Annotated in this window: 15 protein-coding genes; 14 read left to right on the forward strand and 1 reads right to left on the reverse strand. The window is 64.7% G+C overall.

Annotated features, from left to right (window positions below; all coding sequences use genetic code 11):
* Position 1 precedes the first annotated feature (1 nt).
* From asd to DOM32_RS11200, 14 genes are all read left to right on the forward strand, one after another.
* Complete coding sequence (gene asd, locus DOM32_RS11135; RefSeq protein WP_110634464.1) at positions 2-1,117, forward strand: aspartate-semialdehyde dehydrogenase; 1,116 nt, start codon at positions 2-4, stop codon at positions 1,115-1,117.
* Positions 1,118-1,264: 147 nt separating this feature from the next.
* Positions 1,265-3,604 (forward strand): type IV pilus assembly protein FimV, encoded by a 2,340-nt coding sequence (locus DOM32_RS11140; RefSeq protein ID WP_110634467.1) that lies wholly within the window; start codon positions 1,265-1,267, stop codon positions 3,602-3,604.
* A 24-nt stretch (positions 3,605-3,628) separates the two neighbouring features.
* Positions 3,629-4,594 carry a tRNA pseudouridine(38-40) synthase TruA gene (gene truA, locus DOM32_RS11145; RefSeq protein WP_110634470.1) on the forward strand — a complete coding sequence of 322 codons (966 nt, stop codon included), beginning with the start codon at positions 3,629-3,631 and terminating at the stop codon, positions 4,592-4,594.
* Positions 4,591-5,325, forward strand: coding sequence for a phosphoribosylanthranilate isomerase (locus tag DOM32_RS11150; protein ID WP_110634473.1), 735 nt, complete (start codon positions 4,591-4,593; stop codon positions 5,323-5,325). The genes truA and DOM32_RS11150 overlap by 4 nt, the downstream gene beginning before the upstream one ends.
* Before the next feature lie 10 nt (positions 5,326-5,335).
* Entirely contained in the window at positions 5,336-6,550 is a 1,215-nt protein-coding gene (gene trpB / locus DOM32_RS11155) for a tryptophan synthase subunit beta (protein WP_071232146.1), read from the forward strand.
* A 48-nt stretch (positions 6,551-6,598) separates the two neighbouring features.
* Positions 6,599-7,429, forward strand: a complete 831-nt coding sequence (trpA, locus tag DOM32_RS11160; protein ID WP_071232147.1) for a tryptophan synthase subunit alpha — start codon at positions 6,599-6,601, stop codon at positions 7,427-7,429.
* Between the two features lie 128 nt (positions 7,430-7,557).
* Positions 7,558-8,493 (forward strand): acetyl-CoA carboxylase, carboxyltransferase subunit beta, encoded by a 936-nt coding sequence (gene accD, locus DOM32_RS11165; RefSeq protein ID WP_071232148.1) that lies wholly within the window; start codon positions 7,558-7,560, stop codon positions 8,491-8,493.
* Between the two features lie 14 nt (positions 8,494-8,507).
* A complete protein-coding gene (locus DOM32_RS11170; RefSeq protein ID WP_110634477.1) occupies positions 8,508-9,794 on the forward strand; it encodes a bifunctional folylpolyglutamate synthase/dihydrofolate synthase in 1,287 nt (428 codons plus the stop codon).
* Between the two features lie 82 nt (positions 9,795-9,876).
* Positions 9,877-10,632, forward strand: coding sequence for an SPOR domain-containing protein (locus DOM32_RS11175; RefSeq protein WP_071232150.1), 756 nt, complete (start codon positions 9,877-9,879; stop codon positions 10,630-10,632).
* A complete protein-coding gene (locus DOM32_RS11180; RefSeq protein WP_110634480.1) occupies positions 10,632-11,252 on the forward strand; it encodes a CvpA family protein in 621 nt (206 codons plus the stop codon). The genes DOM32_RS11175 and DOM32_RS11180 overlap by 1 nt, the downstream gene beginning before the upstream one ends.
* A 29-nt stretch (positions 11,253-11,281) precedes the next feature.
* Positions 11,282-12,796, forward strand: a complete 1,515-nt coding sequence (gene purF / locus DOM32_RS11185; protein ID WP_071232152.1) for an amidophosphoribosyltransferase — start codon at positions 11,282-11,284, stop codon at positions 12,794-12,796.
* A gap of 221 nt (positions 12,797-13,017) precedes the next feature.
* A complete protein-coding gene (locus DOM32_RS11190; protein ID WP_110634483.1) occupies positions 13,018-14,250 on the forward strand; it encodes an O-succinylhomoserine sulfhydrylase in 1,233 nt (410 codons plus the stop codon).
* Between the two features lie 249 nt (positions 14,251-14,499).
* Positions 14,500-15,051 carry a cytochrome b gene (locus tag DOM32_RS11195; RefSeq protein WP_110634486.1) on the forward strand — a complete coding sequence of 184 codons (552 nt, stop codon included), beginning with the start codon at positions 14,500-14,502 and terminating at the stop codon, positions 15,049-15,051.
* 90 nt (positions 15,052-15,141) lie between these two features.
* Positions 15,142-15,729: a YceI family protein gene (locus tag DOM32_RS11200; protein ID WP_110634489.1), complete on the forward strand. Its 588-nt coding sequence runs from the start codon at positions 15,142-15,144 to the stop codon at positions 15,727-15,729.
* A 138-nt stretch (positions 15,730-15,867) separates the two neighbouring features.
* On the opposite strand, the gene DOM32_RS11205 is transcribed toward DOM32_RS11200, so the two are convergent.
* On the reverse strand, positions 15,868-17,010 hold the full coding sequence (locus DOM32_RS11205) for an FAD-dependent oxidoreductase (RefSeq protein WP_110634492.1): 1,143 nt from the start codon (positions 17,008-17,010) through the stop codon (positions 15,868-15,870).
* Positions 17,011-17,060: the final 50 nt, after the last annotated feature.

Consider the following 17,060-nt stretch of genomic DNA (forward strand, 5'->3'; position numbering starts at 1 on the left):
TATGTTGAAAGTCGGATTCGTCGGCTGGCGCGGTATGGTCGGTTCCGTGCTGATGCAGCGCATGCTGGACGACAATGATTTCACCGGGCTCGAGCCGGTCTTCTTCTCCACCTCCCAGGCGGGGCAGGCCGGGCCGGATATCGGTGTCGACGTGCCGGCGCTGAAGGATGCCAACGACATCGAGTCGCTCAAGGCGATGGACGTGATCGTGACGTGCCAGGGCGGCGACTACACCAGTGCCGTCTATAAGCCGCTGCGTGAGTCCGGCTGGAAAGGCTACTGGATCGACGCGGCCAGCACCCTGCGCATGGCGGACGAGGCGACCATCGTGCTCGATCCGGTCAACCGTCACGTGATCGATGCCCAACTGGCCAAGGGCGCCAGGACCTTCGTCGGCGGCAACTGCACCGTGAGCCTGATGCTGATGGGCCTGGGCGGGCTGTTCGAGGCCAACCTGGTCGAGTGGATGACTTCCATGACCTATCAGGCCGCTTCCGGTTCCGGCGCCAAGCACATGCGCGAACTGCTGTCCCAGATGGGCTCGCTGCACTCGGCCGTCGCCACCGATCTTGCCACGCCTTCCAGCGCCATTCTCGACATCGACCGCGACGTCATCACCCGTATGCGTGCTAGCGAGTTCCCGGTCGACAACTTCGGCGCACCGCTGGCCGGCAGCCTGCTGCCGTGGATCGACAAGGCGATGGAGAGCGGCCAGAGCAAGGAGGAGTGGAAAGGCGGCGTCGAGACCAACAAGATTCTCGCCACCGGCGACAACCCGATTCCCATCGACGGCCTCTGCGTGCGCATCGGCGCGATGCGTTCGCACAGCCAGGCGTTCACCATCAAACTGAAGCAGAACGTGCCGCTCGACGAGATCGAGGATCGTCTGGCCAGGCACAACGACTGGGTCCAGGTCGTGCCCAACGACAAGGACGAGACGTTGAAGCATCTGACGCCGGCGGCCGTCAGCGGCACCCTGACGATCCCGGTGGGCCGCTTGCGCAAGCTGGCCATGGGCGGCGAATATCTCACCGCGTTCAGCGTCGGCGACCAGCTGCTGTGGGGCGCCGCCGAGCCGCTGAAGCGCATGCTCAAGATCCTCCGCGAACAATCCTGAGCATCACGCCGGCATGAGTTGCCCGAGCCCTGCCTGTGTCCACTGGCAGGGCTCTTTGCCATTCGGGCCATGATCTCGTCCTCAAGTTTATTCAGTCCTTGCCGATGAGTGAGTCGAGGCTTACTCCAATTCGTCGGCGAGGAAACCATGCGGCAACGGCTTACAACGATCACCGGCGGGCTCTGCCTGGTGCTGGCCTCTTCAGCCCACGCTCTCGGCATTGGCGATCCGCAGCAGGTATCCCCCCTCCATCGGCCGCTTCACGTGGTGCTGCCGCTGACCGATGGCAGCGGCCTCGAGGCCTCGCAGATATCGGTAGCCGTTGCCGACGACGCGGCTTACCGGCAATCAGGATTGTCTCGCAGCTCGCTGCTGGACACGCTATCGGTCAAGGTCGTGCGCCGTGAGGGTGATCTGGCACTGATTCTCGATAGCTCGCGCCGCGTGCGGGAGCCGTTCCTCGATCTGCTGCTGGTGGTGACTTGGCCGGGTGGGCAATGGCAGCGGGACGTGTCGCTGCTGTTCGATCCCGTCGGCTATGCCAGCTCGCAGCCATTGCTGAATGGCGATCGCGGCCTCGCGCCGGGATATCCGGTAGCGAAGAGCGTGGTGACGCAGGCCATGGCAATGCGGAACCCGGTCGACGGATCTGCCGACGACGCTGCATCGGCAACGAGCGGGTCGCCCGCCTGGCCCGGGCAAATCACCGTTCGGCCCGGCGACTCGCTATCCACCCTGGCAGCTTCGCTGTTGCCTCGATCCGGACTTGATCGCCAGCCGCTGATGCTGGCCCTGTACCAATCCAACCCCGATGCCTTTATCGATGGAGACATCGACCGGCTGCGGGCTGGCGTCAGGCTGGCGGTGCCTGCGATCGCGGCCGTGACCGATATCTCGCCAGGGGAGGCGGCATCCCGGCTCGATGAGCTCGCTCATCGGACCGACGACGGGCGCCCGATGATCGACATCGTGGGGCGCCGTGAGGCATTGGGGGCATCCGATACCGACCAGCTCGCCGCACTGACCCGGCAGATAGCCGACCTGACCGCGATGACCGAACGCCAACGCGCGACGATTGCTGCGTTGCAATCCGAGCGCGACGCGCTGCAGGGCGCGCTCGCGGCCGTCGCTGAGCCATCCAAGACGGCAACAAACGCAAACGCGAGCGACGGTGCCTCTGGACAGGAAGGCGTGCAGGGAGGCACGCCGGTCGTCAGTGCTGCCGCCATCGCGGCGGCTCAGGCTGCAACACCGCCGCCTTCCCGCGTGCAGTCGCCCGCCGGGACCCCCTCCGGCGAAAAGCCCGTAACGGCATCAACCGGACCGGCGCCCGCCGCGTCGCCTTCGTTATGGCAGCGGCTGCTGGGGCATCTCGACTGGATTGGCGGCGGAGTACTGATCGTCCTGCTGTTGCTGTGGATCTGGGAGCGACGCCGCCGTCGTGAAGTTCACGAAGTTGTCGAACCTGTCGATGAGCAGAGGGCGGAGGCCGTCGAGCCGTCCCCGCTCGAGGCCAGTCGCCAGGCCGCAGCATCGATGGCACCGCGCCGGCCGCTGCCGGAAGTGGATGTCGACTCGGTCTCGATCAGCCAGGCGGATATCTTCATGGCTTATGGACGCCATGCCGAGGCGCGCGACTGGCTGCGCCAGCAACTGGCCCAAAAAAAGAATGCGCAATTTCGCCTGGGGCTGTTGAGAGCGTTGGGCGAGTTGCGTGACATGGACGCGCTGGAACAGGCGCTCGCCGGCTTTGGTGACGACGCCACGCCCGAACAGCGCCGGGAAGGACAGGCTCTGGTCGATGACTATCGCGCCCGCTACGTCGAGGAGAGCTGGCAGGAGGCAACCGGCGAAACGGAAGCGGGGGGCGAGACGGTCGCGCAGGATACGGTGGAGGATGTCGACGCGCTGTTCGAGTCGCAGGCCGGCCGGGTCGAGTCCGGCGCGGTGCGTGCCGAGGCCGATAAGGTTCGTCCCGAGACCGATGAGGCTCGGCCCGATACCGGAGTTGCCGATGAACCCACCGTGCGGTCGGAAGCCTCGACTCCGGTTGAATCCGCTTCCCGGACCGATTCCATGTCGGTGCTGTTCGATGACGATATGACATCGTCCGCCGAGCCTTCGGCAACGTCGTCAGCCCTCGCTCATATCGACTACGAAGCCCCAAAGCTGGAACTGGACGCCGAGCGGAGCGTGATCGCATCGCCGGCGGATTCGGTATCCGCCTCGCTGGAGAGCGGGAACGAAGCGTCGTCGCTGACGATGCCGGACATCGATTTTTCCGCTCTGCCGTTGGAGCCGAAGAGCGAGATGGCACCCGACGACGGGGCCCGGGCGGGCATCCGCAGCGCTCGTCCCGAGGTGCCGGATGTCGTGTCGCCAGCGCGTGGCGGCGAGAGGCGTGGCACGCTGCGGGAAGTTCCTGCGGGATGGGATGTCGAGGAGGTGGAATTCGAACCGTCGCATCGGGATAATGGGCGCCCCTAACGACTTTGGGCTGCACAGGTTTCGATGGCGTTTTTCTCCCGGCAGGATGACAACCAGCCGCTCAGCGGTCGCTTGGCCCTTGGCGTCGAATATGACGGTACGCATTACTGCGGCTGGCAGCGGTTGCGCCATGCCGACTCGGTGCAGGGCGCGCTCGAGGCGGCACTGAGCAAGATCGCCGCCACGCCCGTGCGTGTGCTCTGCAGCGGCCGCACCGATAGTGGCGTCCATGCCACGCGCCAGATCGTTCACTTCGATGCGCCGGTAGTGCGTACCCAAAAAGCCTGGCTGTTCGGCGCCAATGCCCAGTTGCCGCGTGATATCGCGGTACGCTGGCTGACGCCGGTTTCCGGCGACTTCCACGCTCGCTTTTCGGCCCTGGCAAGACGTTACCGCTATGTCATCCTCAACCAGCCGACGCGCCCCGTGATGGAGCGTCACAACGTGACCTGGTGTCGCGAGCCGCTGGACGCGGAGCGCATGCATCGTGCCGCCCAGGCGCTGGTCGGGGAACATGATTTTTCCAGCTACCGCGCCGCCGGCTGTCAGTCGAAGGTGCCGATTCGCCATCTGCATTTCATCGACGTGCGCCGTTTCGGGCCGATCGTGATGATCGATGTGCAGGCCAACGCCTTTCTTCATCACATGATTCGCAACATCGCCGGCGTACTGATGGCGGTCGGCCGGGGAGACGAGGACGAAGCGTACCCCGAGCGACTGCTGGCGCTCAGGGATCGCAGGTCGGGCAACGTGACGGCGCCGGCCAGCGGTCTGCATTTCGTCGATGTGCGCTTCGACGAGCGCTTTGCGCTGCCGGAAGAACCGGTGGGGCCGCACCTGCTATCCTTTCTTGGTGAATGGACCGGTGAACGTGGCGAAATTCCGGATACGCTGCTGATGCGCCGCCGTCGCGTGTGGCCGAAATGGATCGATGATCAGGGCCGGGTAGTCGATCAGCCTCCCCAGGCCCGCTTGGAGACCACGTCATGAATCCCGTCAGAATCAAGATCTGCGGTTTGACCCGTCGTGAAGACATCGCGGCGGCCGTTGCCAGCGGGGCCGATGCGCTCGGCTTCGTGATGTGGCCGGGAAGCGCGCGCGCGCTTGATCTCGACACGCTCGCGTCGCTCAGCGCTTCGGTGTCGCCGTTCGTGACACGTGTGGGGCTGTTCGTCGACCCGAGCGTGGCCGATGTCGAGATGTGTCTGCCTTATCTCGACCTGCTACAGTTCCACGGTGACGAGTCGCCCGAGTTCTGCGCGCGTTTCGGCAAGCCCTGGATCAAGGCGCTGCGCATGCACGACGATATCGATCTGCAGGCGGCAGTCGACACCTACGCAGGCGCTGGCGCGCTGCTGCTCGACGCCTATCGCCCCGGCGTTCCCGGCGGCACGGGGGAAACCTTCGACTGGCAGCGTATCCCGGCGGGCCTGGCGAAACCCGTCATTCTCGCCGGCGGCCTGACGCCGGACAACGTCGCCGACGCCGTGGCGCGGGTGCGGCCCTATGCGGTCGATGTTTCCGGCGGCGTCGAAGCGATGCACGCTGCCGATACACCTTCCGCGGCGTTGGCGTCTGCGGTGGGCACGCGAAAGGGGATCAAGGATCCCTCTCGCATCCGCGCCTTCTGTGAACGCGTACAGGCGGCGAACGTTTCGCTCGCGCCGGTACCGTCCAGTGCCGATCCAGTCACGCCCCATTCATCCACCGCCACATCATGAGGGTCCCTTCGTGAGCCGATTCCACGATTTGACGCAACTGCCGGATGCTCGCGGCCACTTCGGTCCTTACGGTGGCCGCTTCGTTTCCGAGACCTTGAGTTTCGCGCTCGAGGAGCTCGAGAACATCTATGCGAGTCTCAAGAACGATCCCGAATTCCAGGCGGAGTTCGACAATGACCTGAAGCATTATGTCGGCCGGCCGTCGCCGCTCTACCACGCCGAGCGCTGGTCGCGCGAGATCGGTGGTGCGCAGATATGGCTCAAGCGCGAGGATCTGAACCACACTGGCGCGCACAAGGTGAACAACACCATCGGGCAGGCGCTGCTGGCCAAGAAGGCCGGCAAGCCGCGCGTGATCGCCGAGACCGGTGCCGGTCAGCACGGTGTCGCCACGGCGACGGTTGCCGCGCGGCTGGGTCTGAAATGCGAGATCTACATGGGCGCCGAGGATGTCGAGCGCCAGAAGCTGAACGTCTACCGCATGCATCTGCTGGGCGCCAAGGTGGTGCCGGTGGAGTCCGGCTCGCGCACGCTCAAGGATGCCATGAACGAGGCGCTGCGCGACTGGGTCACCAACGTCGACGACACCTTCTACATCATCGGTACGGTGGCGGGTCCGCACCCTTATCCGATGCTGGTACGCGATTTCAGTGCGGTGGTCGGCCGCGAGGCGCGTCGCCAGTCGCTCGAGCAGATCGGCCGGTTGCCGGACGCGCTGGTCGCCTGCGTCGGCGGCGGCTCCAACGCCATGGGCCTGTTCTATCCGTTCGTCGAGGATGACGATGTCGCCATGTATGGCGTCGAGGCTGGCGGCGAAGGCGTCGCCACCGGCCGCCACGCCGCGCCGCTGACCGCCAATGCGCCTCGCGGCGTGCTGCACGGCAACCGGACCTACCTGATGTCCGACGAGGGCGGGCAGGTCGCCGACACCCAGTCGATCTCCGCCGGTCTCGATTATCCCGGCGTCGGCCCCGAGCACGCGCTGTGGAAGGATGTCGGTCGCGTGCGCTACGTGGCGGCGGACGACAACGAGGTGCTGGCGGCCTTCCGTGAGCTGACGCTCGTCGAAGGCATCATGCCGGCGCTGGAGTCGTCGCATGCCCTGGCTCACGCCAAGAAGCTGGCGGGGGAGATGTCTCCGGAGCAGCATATCGTCGTCAACCTGTCCGGGCGTGGTGACAAGGATATCCATACCGTCGCCAAACTCGACGGAATCGAATTTTGATGGCCGGCGCCGGCAGAACGACGGCTGGCGACATGACTCGAGGGCGACATGAATCGTATTGAACACAACCGTATCGACCAGCGCTTTGCCGCACTGAAGGCTCAGGGCCGTACGGCGCTCATTCCCTATATCACCGCTGGCGACCCGGCCCCTGCGCACACGGTCGACTTCATGCATGCCTGCGTGGAAGCCGGCGCCGACGTGATCGAGCTGGGCGTGCCGTTCTCGGATCCGATGGCCGATGGTCCGGTCATCCAGAAGGCCTGCGAGCGGGCGCTGGTACACGGCACGCGATTGCAGCATGTGCTGGAGATGGTGGCGGAATTCCGCCAGCGGGACAGCGAAACTCCCGTGGTGCTGATGGGATATCTCAATCCCATCGAGCGGATGGGGTACGAGGTCTTCACGCGCCAGGCCCAGGCTTCCGGGGTCGATGGCGTGCTGGTGGTCGACATGCCCCCGGAGGAGGCGGGCGACAACGCCGCGCTGTTCGCGGAGCACGGCCTGCAGTCGATCTTCCTGCTGGCGCCGACGACCTCCGAGGCGCGCGCTCGCGCGATCTGCGAACACGGCGAGGGCTACCTCTACTACGTCTCTCTCAAGGGGGTGACCGGGGCCGCCACGCTGGACGCCGACGCCGTCGGCGAGCAGTTGAACAAGTTGCGCCGTATCACCGAGCTGCCGCTGTGCGTGGGCTTCGGCATCCGCGACGGGGCCACCGCAGCGGCCATCGGCCGTGTCGCCGATGGCGTGATCGTCGGCAGCGCCCTGGTCGGTCGCATCGCCGAGCATGCCGATGATCCGGCGTCCGTTCCCGCCGCGCTGAAATCAATTCTCGGCGAGATGCGCGAAGCGCTCGACCGGGAAGCGGTCGGCTGAGTCGCTGTCGTCGATTTGGTATCATTCAGCGTTTGCGGTTGTCGCGACAGCCGTTCGTCGCGGCTGGCGCCATTGTTTTCTATGTCGTCATTACTTTCTATTTAGGCAAATAGGGAATCGTTCCTGACATGAGCTGGCTAGACAAGATCGTCCCGTCGATGAGCCGCATCCAGCGCAACGACCGCCGCGCCAGCGTGCCGGACGGCCTGTGGCGCAAGTGCCCGAATTGTGAATCGGTGCTCTATCTTCCCGAGCTGGAGAAGCACCAGAACGTTTGTCCCAAATGTCAGCATCATCTGCGGCTGACCGCGCGCAAGCGTCTCAACTGGTTTCTCGATGCTGAAGGGCGTGAAGAGATCGCGGGCGACCTTCAGCCGAGCGATCGTCTCAAGTTCCGGGACTCCAAGAAGTACAAGGATCGCCTGGCATCGGCCCAGAAAGCGACCGACGAGAACGATGCGCTGATCGCCATGCGCGGCACGCTGGATGGTTTGCCCGTCGTCGCGGTGGCGTTCGAGTTCTCCTTCATGGGCGGCTCCATGGGCGCGGTGGTCGGTGAGAAGTTCGTCCGTGCCGCCACGCTGGCGCTGGAAGAAGAGATTCCGCTGATCTGCTTCGCTGCCTCCGGCGGCGCCCGCATGCAGGAAGCGCTGTTCTCGCTGATGCAGATGGCCAAGACCTCCGCGGCGCTGGAAAAGCTCAAGCTGGCCGGCGTGCCCTACATCTCCGTGCTCACCGATCCGGTCTTCGGCGGGGTTTCGGCGTCGCTGGCGATGCTGGGCGACCTCAACGTGGCCGAGCCCAATGCGCTGATCGGTTTTGCCGGCCCGCGCGTCATCGAGCAGACGGTGCGAGAGACACTGCCGGAAGGCTTCCAGCGCAGCGAGTTCCTGCTCGAACACGGCACCGTGGACATGATCATCCCGCGGCCTGAGATGCGTGAACGGTTGGGCAGCATTCTGCGCAAGCTGACGCACCAGCCGCCGGCCGGTCAGGTCGCGGATGAGAGTGCGGACTTCTCGCCGCTGGCCGACGAACCGGACGCGACCCAGGCACCCCGTTGAGGAACCGCTGATCCATGAGTGCCACCCTCAACGACTGGCTGGCGCGTCTCGAGCGCCAGCATCCGGTCGCCATCGACATGGGGCTCGAACGGGTGGCGGTCGTTGCCGCACGGCTGGGGTTGACGCAGGGTCCGATCGCGCAGCGGGTCGTGACCGTCGCCGGCACCAACGGCAAGGGCTCCACCGTGGCCATGCTCGAGCGCCTCGCTCGGGCTCATGGCCTGTCCACGGCCAGCTACACTTCGCCTCATCTGCTGCGCTACAACGAGCGGCTCTGCTTCGATGGTATCGCGGCCGACGACGCCACCCTGATCGCCGGATTCGAGCGCGTCGAATCGGCCCGCTTGGCCGGCGACCCCGTCAGTCTTACCTACTTCGAGGCCGGAACTCTGGCGGCACTGGTTGCGATCGCCGAGGTGCGCCCCCATCTGGCCATTCTCGAAGTCGGGCTCGGCGGTCGTCTGGATGCGGTCAACGTGATCGACAGCGATATTGCCGTCATCACCACCATCGCCCAGGATCATGCGGACTTTCTCGGCACCGACCTCGAAGTCATCGGATTCGAGAAGGCCGGCATTCTCCGCCAGGGGCGGCCGGCGGTGCTCGGCAGCCGCGCATTGCCGGTCAGTGTCTCGCAGCGCATCGGTGCCCTGGAGGTGCCCGCTTACTGGCTGGGGCGCGATTTCGATCATGAAGACGTCGATGGCAACCAGTGGCGCTGGCGGGGCCAAGGGGCGGAGGGGCTTCGCTATCAGCTCGATAGCTTGCCCGATCCGGGGTTGCCGCTCGACAATGCCGCCGTCGCGCTCCAGGTGCTCGGGCTGTGCGGCGTCGTGCCTCAACCTGCGAAATCCCGCCAGGCGATGTCCACCGTCGCGCTGGCGGGCCGACTGCAGTGGTTGGGGAACTGGTGTTTCGATGTGGCGCACAATCCCCATGCCGCGCATTATGTGGCAGCGAGACTGGCGCAGCGATCACCGGCGCCGCGTCGCCGTATCGGCCTGCTCGGCGTCCTGCAGGACAAGGATGCCGAGGCGCTGATCGAGGCGCTGGCTCCGGTAATCGATGTCTGGCTGCCGGTAGGGCTGGCAGGGCCGCGCGGTCGCTCGGGCGAGGCACTGGCCGAATCCATCATTGGCCGAGGCGGTGAGGTGCTGGCGACCGCTTCGTCGCCGGCAGCCGGCGTCGACTGGCTGGCATCACGCCTTGCGCCCGATGAAGAAGTGTTAGTATGCGGCTCGTTTCTGACCGTGGCCGGCGCGCTGGAAGCGCTGACGGCGCTGGCGGGCGACGAAGTGTAGTGAAGGCGATTGCCGGGATGATCGATCGGATGCCGGATCGTGCTCAAGGAAATCAAGGTGCTATCAAGGAGGTCAAGGTCCCATGAAGTACGGATGGCGTGAACGTATCAGCGGTGCGGTCATTCTCGTCGCATTGGGGGCCATTTTCCTGCCGATGCTTTTCGATGATCCCGAACCGCGTCAGCAGGAGCCGGGCCCGGTCATGGTCATCGAGCAACCGATCGGCGGTGGCGAAACCCGTCAGCGCATCATCGAATCGCCCGAACCGCCGGCATCGGTCGTCGCCAACGGCAATCAGGGTGCCGGCAGCATGAACACGAACGGGAGCAGCGCGGGTGACAACGCCGTGCCGGAGCCGGATACCCGCAGCCAGCTCGGCGCCGGCAGCGAGGATTCCTTCGGCCAGGGTGGCACGACCTCCGGCGACGACGGAGCCTCCGGCGGAGGCAGCGATCCGATCGCCGAGATCGCGCAGACGGAGCAGAGCCAGCCGCAGCCGCAACCGCGTCCGGCCGAACCGGAACCCTCGGCGCCGGTGCAATCCTCGTCGCAGCCGTCCTCCACGCAGCAGGCATCGGCACCCGAGCGCACTGCCGCCAGCAGCGATGGCGGCTGGGTCGTGCAGGTCGGCAGCTTCGGTCAGGCGGACAACGCGTCGCGCCTGACCGCCAAGCTCAAGGAGCAGGGCTTCGCAGCCTATTCGAAGCCGCGGGACAACAACCTGACCACGGTCTACGTTGGCCCGTTCTCGTCGTCGGATGCGGGCGAGAAGGCGCGCTCCGAGCTCAAGCAGGCCGCCAATATCCAGGGACTGCTGATTCGCAAACCGGGTAGCTGATGACTTTGACCTGGCTCGACTACGCTTTCCTGCTGGTATTGACGATATCGATGCTGGCAGGTTTCATGCGTGGCCTGGTGCGGGAGGCGCTGGGGCTCGGCGCCTGGATCGTGGCGCTGCTGGCGGCACGGATATTCGCCAAGCCGATCGCCGATCTGCTGGAACCCTACATCTCGCATCCTGATGCGCGGCTGGTACTGGGGTTCGTGCTGATCATCTTCGTGGTGGTGATGATCTGCGGATTCATCATCCGCCTGCTCAATGCGGCGATCGAGTGGGTCGGCATGGGATTCTTCAACCGCGTGGCCGGAGCGATCTTCGGTCTGGCCCGTGGCGGGGCGATCCTGGTGATCGTCACGGTCGTCATCGGCTTGACGCCGTTGGCCCAGCTGCAGGCCTGGCAGCAGGCGCAGCTGAGACCGTCGTTCGAGTCGTTGCGGACATGGGCGGTGGTTCAGCTGCAGAGCTGGGACGTCGACCCGTCCGCCGCCGAGGAGGCGATGCGGCACCTGCCGATGACGCTACCGGGGCGCGACGCTTCATCCAGCTCTTCATACAGTCAGGACGGGCAGGGGGTGACGATTCCCGCCCCTGTTCCGGCCGAAAAACCGGCGCCCTGAATGGGTGCGACCAAGCGAGGTAAGTCGGCATGTGCGGTATCGTAGGCCTCATGGCCAATGAAGCGGTCAATCAGTTGATCTATGACGCATTGACGGTCTTGCAGCACCGCGGACAGGATGCCGCCGGCATGATGACCTGGGATGAAGGTCGCTTTCTGCTGCGCAAGAACAACGGTCTGGTCCGGGACGTGTTCCATACGCGTCACATGAAGCGACTGAAGGGCAACCTGGGCATCGGCCATGTCCGCTACCCGACCGCCGGTACGGCGAGCGAGGCCGAATCCCAGCCGTTCTACGTCAATTCGCCCTACGGCATCACCCTGGCCCACAACGGCAACCTGACCAACTCCGATCAGCTCAAGCAGGAGCTGTTCTCCTCCGATCTGCGCCATATCAATACCAGCTCGGACTCCGAGGTGCTGCTCAACGTGTTCGCGCACGAACTGGGCAAGCAGGGGCTCTATCTGACGCCGGAAGACATCTTCGATGCGCTGCGCCGCGTTCACCGGCGCTGCAGCGGGGGGTACGCCGCCGTGTCGATCATCAACGGCTTCGGGCTGGTGGCGTTTCGCGACCCCCACGGCATTCGTCCGGTCGTCTATGGTACGCGCCAGACGCCCGAAGGCCAGGAAGTGATGATCGCCTCCGAGTCGGTGGCGCTCGATGTGGCCGGCTTCGAACTGGTGCGGGACCTGGCGCCGGGCGAGGCGATCTTCGTCGACATGGACAAGAACATCCATACGCAGATGTGCGCCGACAAGCCGCGGCTGACCCCGTGCATCTTCGAGCACGTCTATCTGGCGCGGCCCGACTCCATGCTCGACGGTGCCTATGTCTACGGCACCCGGATGCAGATGGGCCGCAAGCTGGGCGACCGCATCCAGCGCGAGTGGCCGGACCACGACATCGACGTGGTGATCCCGATTCCCGATACCTCCCGGACCACGGCGCTGGAACTGGCCCAGCACATCGGCGTGACGTTCCGCGAAGGCTTCATGAAGAACCGCTACATCGGCCGGACGTTCATCATGCCCGGGCAGACCCAGCGCAAGAAGTCGGTCCGCCAGAAGCTCAACGCCATCGCCAGCGAGTTCGAAGGCAAGAACGTGATGCTGGTGGACGACTCGATCGTGCGCGGGACGACCTGCAAGCAGATCATCCAGATGGCCCGCGATGCCGGCGCCAACAAGGTCTACTTCGCCTCCGCCGCGCCGGCCGTGCGCTATCCCAACGTCTACGGTATCGACATGCCGGTCGCCACCGAACTGGTCGCTCATGGCCGCACCGATGCCGAAGTGGGCGAGCTGATCGGCGCCGACCGGCTGATCTATCAGGATCTCGAGGATCTCAAGGCGGCCTGTCGCGAGGTCAACCCGGCGCTGGACGATTTCGACTGTTCGGTATTCGACGGCAACTACGTCACGGGCGATGTCGACGAGGAGTATTTCACGGCGCTGGAAGCGGCGCGTAACGATGCTGCCAAGTCCGGTCGCGAGAGCCTCAACGCCGTCGTCGATCTGCACAACGACAGTGAGGACGATTGATCGCCAGGGCGATCGAACCTGAGTCCGGCCGCATGTGCCGGGCTCTCACGGGATCTTGGAAACCTCTGATTAACTATTCCGCTGGGCAATACGGTGCTAAAAATCAACTCAAAATGCTCATTTACACCCTCGTAAACTCCGCTGTTTCGTTGATTTTTGCCTTGTCTTGCCTGCGCTCATGACGTTAATCGGAGGCTCCCTTGTTTTTCAGGAGCTGAAGGATGAGTTTTGACGACGCCCCCACGCCGGGGTTGGAAACACCGGGTCTGGAGGCATCGGGCCTGGAAACGTTAGGCCTGGAGACGCTGGCGATTCGTGCGGGGCATGAGCGCACCCACGAGCAGGAACACGGCGAGCCGATTTTCCCGACCTCCAGCTTCGTCTACGGCAGTGCGGCGGAAGCGGCGCGCAAGTTCAAGGGCGAGGAGCCGGGCAACGTCTACTCCCGCTTCACCAACCCGACGGTGCGCAATTTCGAGCGGCGTCTGGCGGCGCTCGAGGGCGGCGAGCGCTGCGTCGCCACCAGCTCCGGCATGGCAGCGATTCTCTCCACCGTGCTGGCGTTGCTCAAGGCCGGCGACGAGGTGATCGTCTCGCGTTCGGTGTTCGGCTCGACCATCGCGCTGTTCGACAAGTACCTGGCCAAGTTCGGCGTCGTCCCGCGCTATGTCGAGCTCAACGACCTGGCGCAGTGGGAAGCGGCCATCACGCCGAAGACCAGACTGCTGTTCGCCGAAACGCCCTCGAATCCGCTCAACGAGCTGGTCGATATCGCGGCGCTGTCCGAACTGGCGCATCGTCACGGCGCTTTGCTGGCGATCGATAACTGCTTTCTGACCCCGGCGCTGCAGCGGCCGCTGGACCTGGGCGCGGATCTGGTGATTCACTCCGCCACCAAATATCTCGATGGTCAGGGCCGGGCGATCGGCGGTGCCGTGGTCGGGCGCGATGCGGAGCTCGAACAGCTCTACGGCGTGGTGCGTACCTGCGGGCCCTGCATGAGCCCGTTCAACGCCTGGATCTTCCTCAAGGGGCTGGAAACGCTCAGCCTGCGCATGCAGGCACACAGCCGCAACGCGCAGGCCATGGCGGAATGGCTCGAGTCCCAGCCCGCCATCGAGCGCGTCTATTACAGCGGACTCGAGAGTCACCCGCAGCATGCGCTGGCCAAGCACCAGCAGCAGGGGTTCGGTGCGGTCATGGGGGTCGAGGTGAAGGGCGGCCAGGAGGCTGCGTGGAAGGTCATCGACAATACGCGATTGATGTCGATCACCGGCAACCTGGGCGACGTCAAGACGACGATCACTCACCCTGGTACCACCACCCATGGCCGTCTCACCGACGAACAGCGCGCTTCTGCCGGCATCCGTGATGGCTTGATTCGCATCGCCGTCGGGCTGGAAACGCTGGACGATCTCAAGGTCGATCTCGAACGAGGTCTGACTCTGCTCTAGCCAACGGCTCCCTCGCTTCGAAAAGCTCTGGCGGCATCGTCAGAGCTTTTTTATTGGGTGATCTCCCGTCGGCTACCCATGGGCTTTGAAGATATCCCGATACTCGCTATGGCATGCCATGGCGAGGGTATTGATACATGTTCCCCGCGTATTGTTTCCTCTTCGTCACCAATCGTTTTCCGGAGACTCATCTAGCTTCCTGCCCGCCAGGCCGTATGCTGAGCGAATGACAACGAGAGAACGTGCCGTGTGGGAAATACGCGATCGGGTTGGGGTTGGGTCAGCATCGTCATTCACTGGGCGAGCGCGCTGGCGGTTTTCGGCCTGTTCGCGCTGGGCTGGTGGATGACCGGGCTGGGCTATTACGATCACTGGTATCACCTGGCGCCGTGGTGGCATAAATCGATCGGCATCGTGGTGCTGCTGGTCAGCGTCTTCCGGGTCGTCTGGCGGCTGGCGCAGCCGACGCCGGCCGCCCATGGCAAGCCGCTGGAGCAACGGGCGGCGCATGTCGGGCACGGGCTGATCTATGCGCTGATGTTCGTGGTGATGATCTCCGGCTATCTGATTTCCACGGCGGAAGGCGAGGGGATCAGCGTCTTCGGCTGGTTCACCGTGCCGGCGCTGGTCTCGGGGCTACCGGATCAGGCCGTGCTGGCAGGCGACGTCCACTGGTACGCGGCCTGGGCGCTGGTCATTCTGGCGGTCGGCCACGGGCTGGCAGCGTTCAAGCATCACTGGGTGGATCGCCAGGATACGCTGACCCGCATGTTGACCTCCCGTGCGGCCAGACACCGCTGAGGATTTCATTTCCGGCCCTGGCCGTCGGCTGCCGTCGCCAGGGCCGGACCGTTTGGCAAGATGACTCAAACCGCTTCGAGGAGCATGACGATGTTGAAGAAGACCGCACTGGCGACGCTGATCGCCGCCGCTTCGGCAATGCCGCTGGCCCAGGCACAGGCCGCCGACTACCAGATCGACACCGAAGGTCAGCACGCCTTCATCCAGTTCAAGATCAGCCATCTGGGGTATTCGTACATTCTGGGTGACTTCAAGTCGTTCGAGGGGGGCTTCAGCTACGATCCCGAGTCGCCGGACGACGCCAGCGTCAATGTCACCGTGGATGTGAACAGCCTGGAAACCAACCACGCCGAGCGCAACAAGCACATTCTGAGCGGTGACTTCCTCGACGCCAGCAAATTCCCGCAGGCGACGTTCAAGTCCACCGGCTTCGATGTCGACGACGATGGTGACGAGGCCGAGATGACCGGCGAGCTGACGATCCATGGCGTCACCAAGTCGGTGACGTTCGAGGTCGATCATATCGGTGGCGGCGACGACCCGTGGGGCGGCTACCGTCAGGGTTTCGAGGCAACGACGGAGCTCAACCTGGCCGACTTCGATATCGACATGAGCGCTTTCCCCGAGTCGATGCGTACACTGGAACTCTACGTGGTGCTGGAAGGCATCCGCCAGTAACGAGGCTCGGGCCATGAGGCTCGTCTGAAGAAAGCGGTTCGATAGACGCGATCCCGGCCCTGGCGCCGGGATCGCGCATTATGGGGCATCGATTTCGGCGCAGCCGTACAGCCGGCCGGCGGGGGCAATATCTCGCGGCTACGCGTTGCCCAGGTAGTGCGCCACCTCGCGGCGGTCTCGGCGATGCTTCCAGCGCCGGACCCAGCGGCCGCGACACCATAGCGGGCCGCGCCAGGCGATATCGCGGAGATCGCCTAGATTGAGCGCCTTCCAGCGTTCGAATTGATCGTGGCGCAGCGTTCGGGACTCGCCACTGAGCGTCTGATCCAGCGATTCCAGCAGCAGCGCCGCTCGCTCGCGTGTCGTCAGCGGACGATCATGAGCGGGTGGTGTCTCCCGGGCCAGGAACAGTCGCGAATCCTCACGGCTGCGTAGCATCGTGTCGACATCGAAGTGGCCTGCCTCGTCAGGTGTCAGATCGAAGAGAGCCTGTGTCGGTGAAGGCCGCAGATGATCGGTAACCAGCAGCAGATCGGCATCGACCGCGCTGCCATCGTCCAGTATCAATTGATGGCGATCGTAGCGGGCCGCCGTCGCGACCAGTTCCAGGCGCAGCCCTCGACGAAGTAGCCGCTGCGTCAGCCAGCGATTGGCCCGCAGGCAAGCACCGGGTAGTGGGCGGCGGTCGTTACCGATCAGGGCGACCGGAAGTCGGCGGCCGTAGCGTTCACCCAGCGCCAGCAGGTTGGCTGCGAGTTCGACACCGGTAGGGCCGCCACCGATGACGGCGATGGCGGGGAGCGTGCCCGTAGCGCTGGCGAGCCGGGTTTCCAGCTGCTGGCGGAGTTGCCAGAGATCGTCGGGGGCGGGGGTAAATACGCCTTTGGCATGATAGAAGCCGGGAAGGGCATGTTCATCGACGACAGGCGGCAGATCGAGCGACAGCCAGTCGTAATCGAGCTGTTGGCCGCCACCGAGCGTGATCCGACGTTTCTGGCGCTCGACCCGGGTCACCTCGGCGCGAACATGGGCGCCGCCGTGGGCGACGATTCGATCGGCCGGCAGGCGAACGTCTTCGTGCTGCCACTCGCCGCCCAGCATTCCGCCAAGCCAATCCGAAAAGGCGAAGTCCTGCTGGGTCACCAGTGTGACGCGAGCGCCATGTCGAATGAGGCGCTCGGCGTGAGCGGCAATGTGGAGATGGGAGTCACCATTGCCGACGAGTACCAGATGCTGGCCGTCGGACTGGTTGTCAAAGGCGCTCGGCTGGGTATTGGGCATGCCTCGATCCGGGCAGAAAGTCGAACTTCAGTCTAGCATGGGCTGGGGGC

Source organism: Salinicola salarius (genome assembly GCF_003206135.1).
GTDB classification, from domain to species: Bacteria; Pseudomonadota; Gammaproteobacteria; order Pseudomonadales; family Halomonadaceae; genus Salinicola; species Salinicola salarius.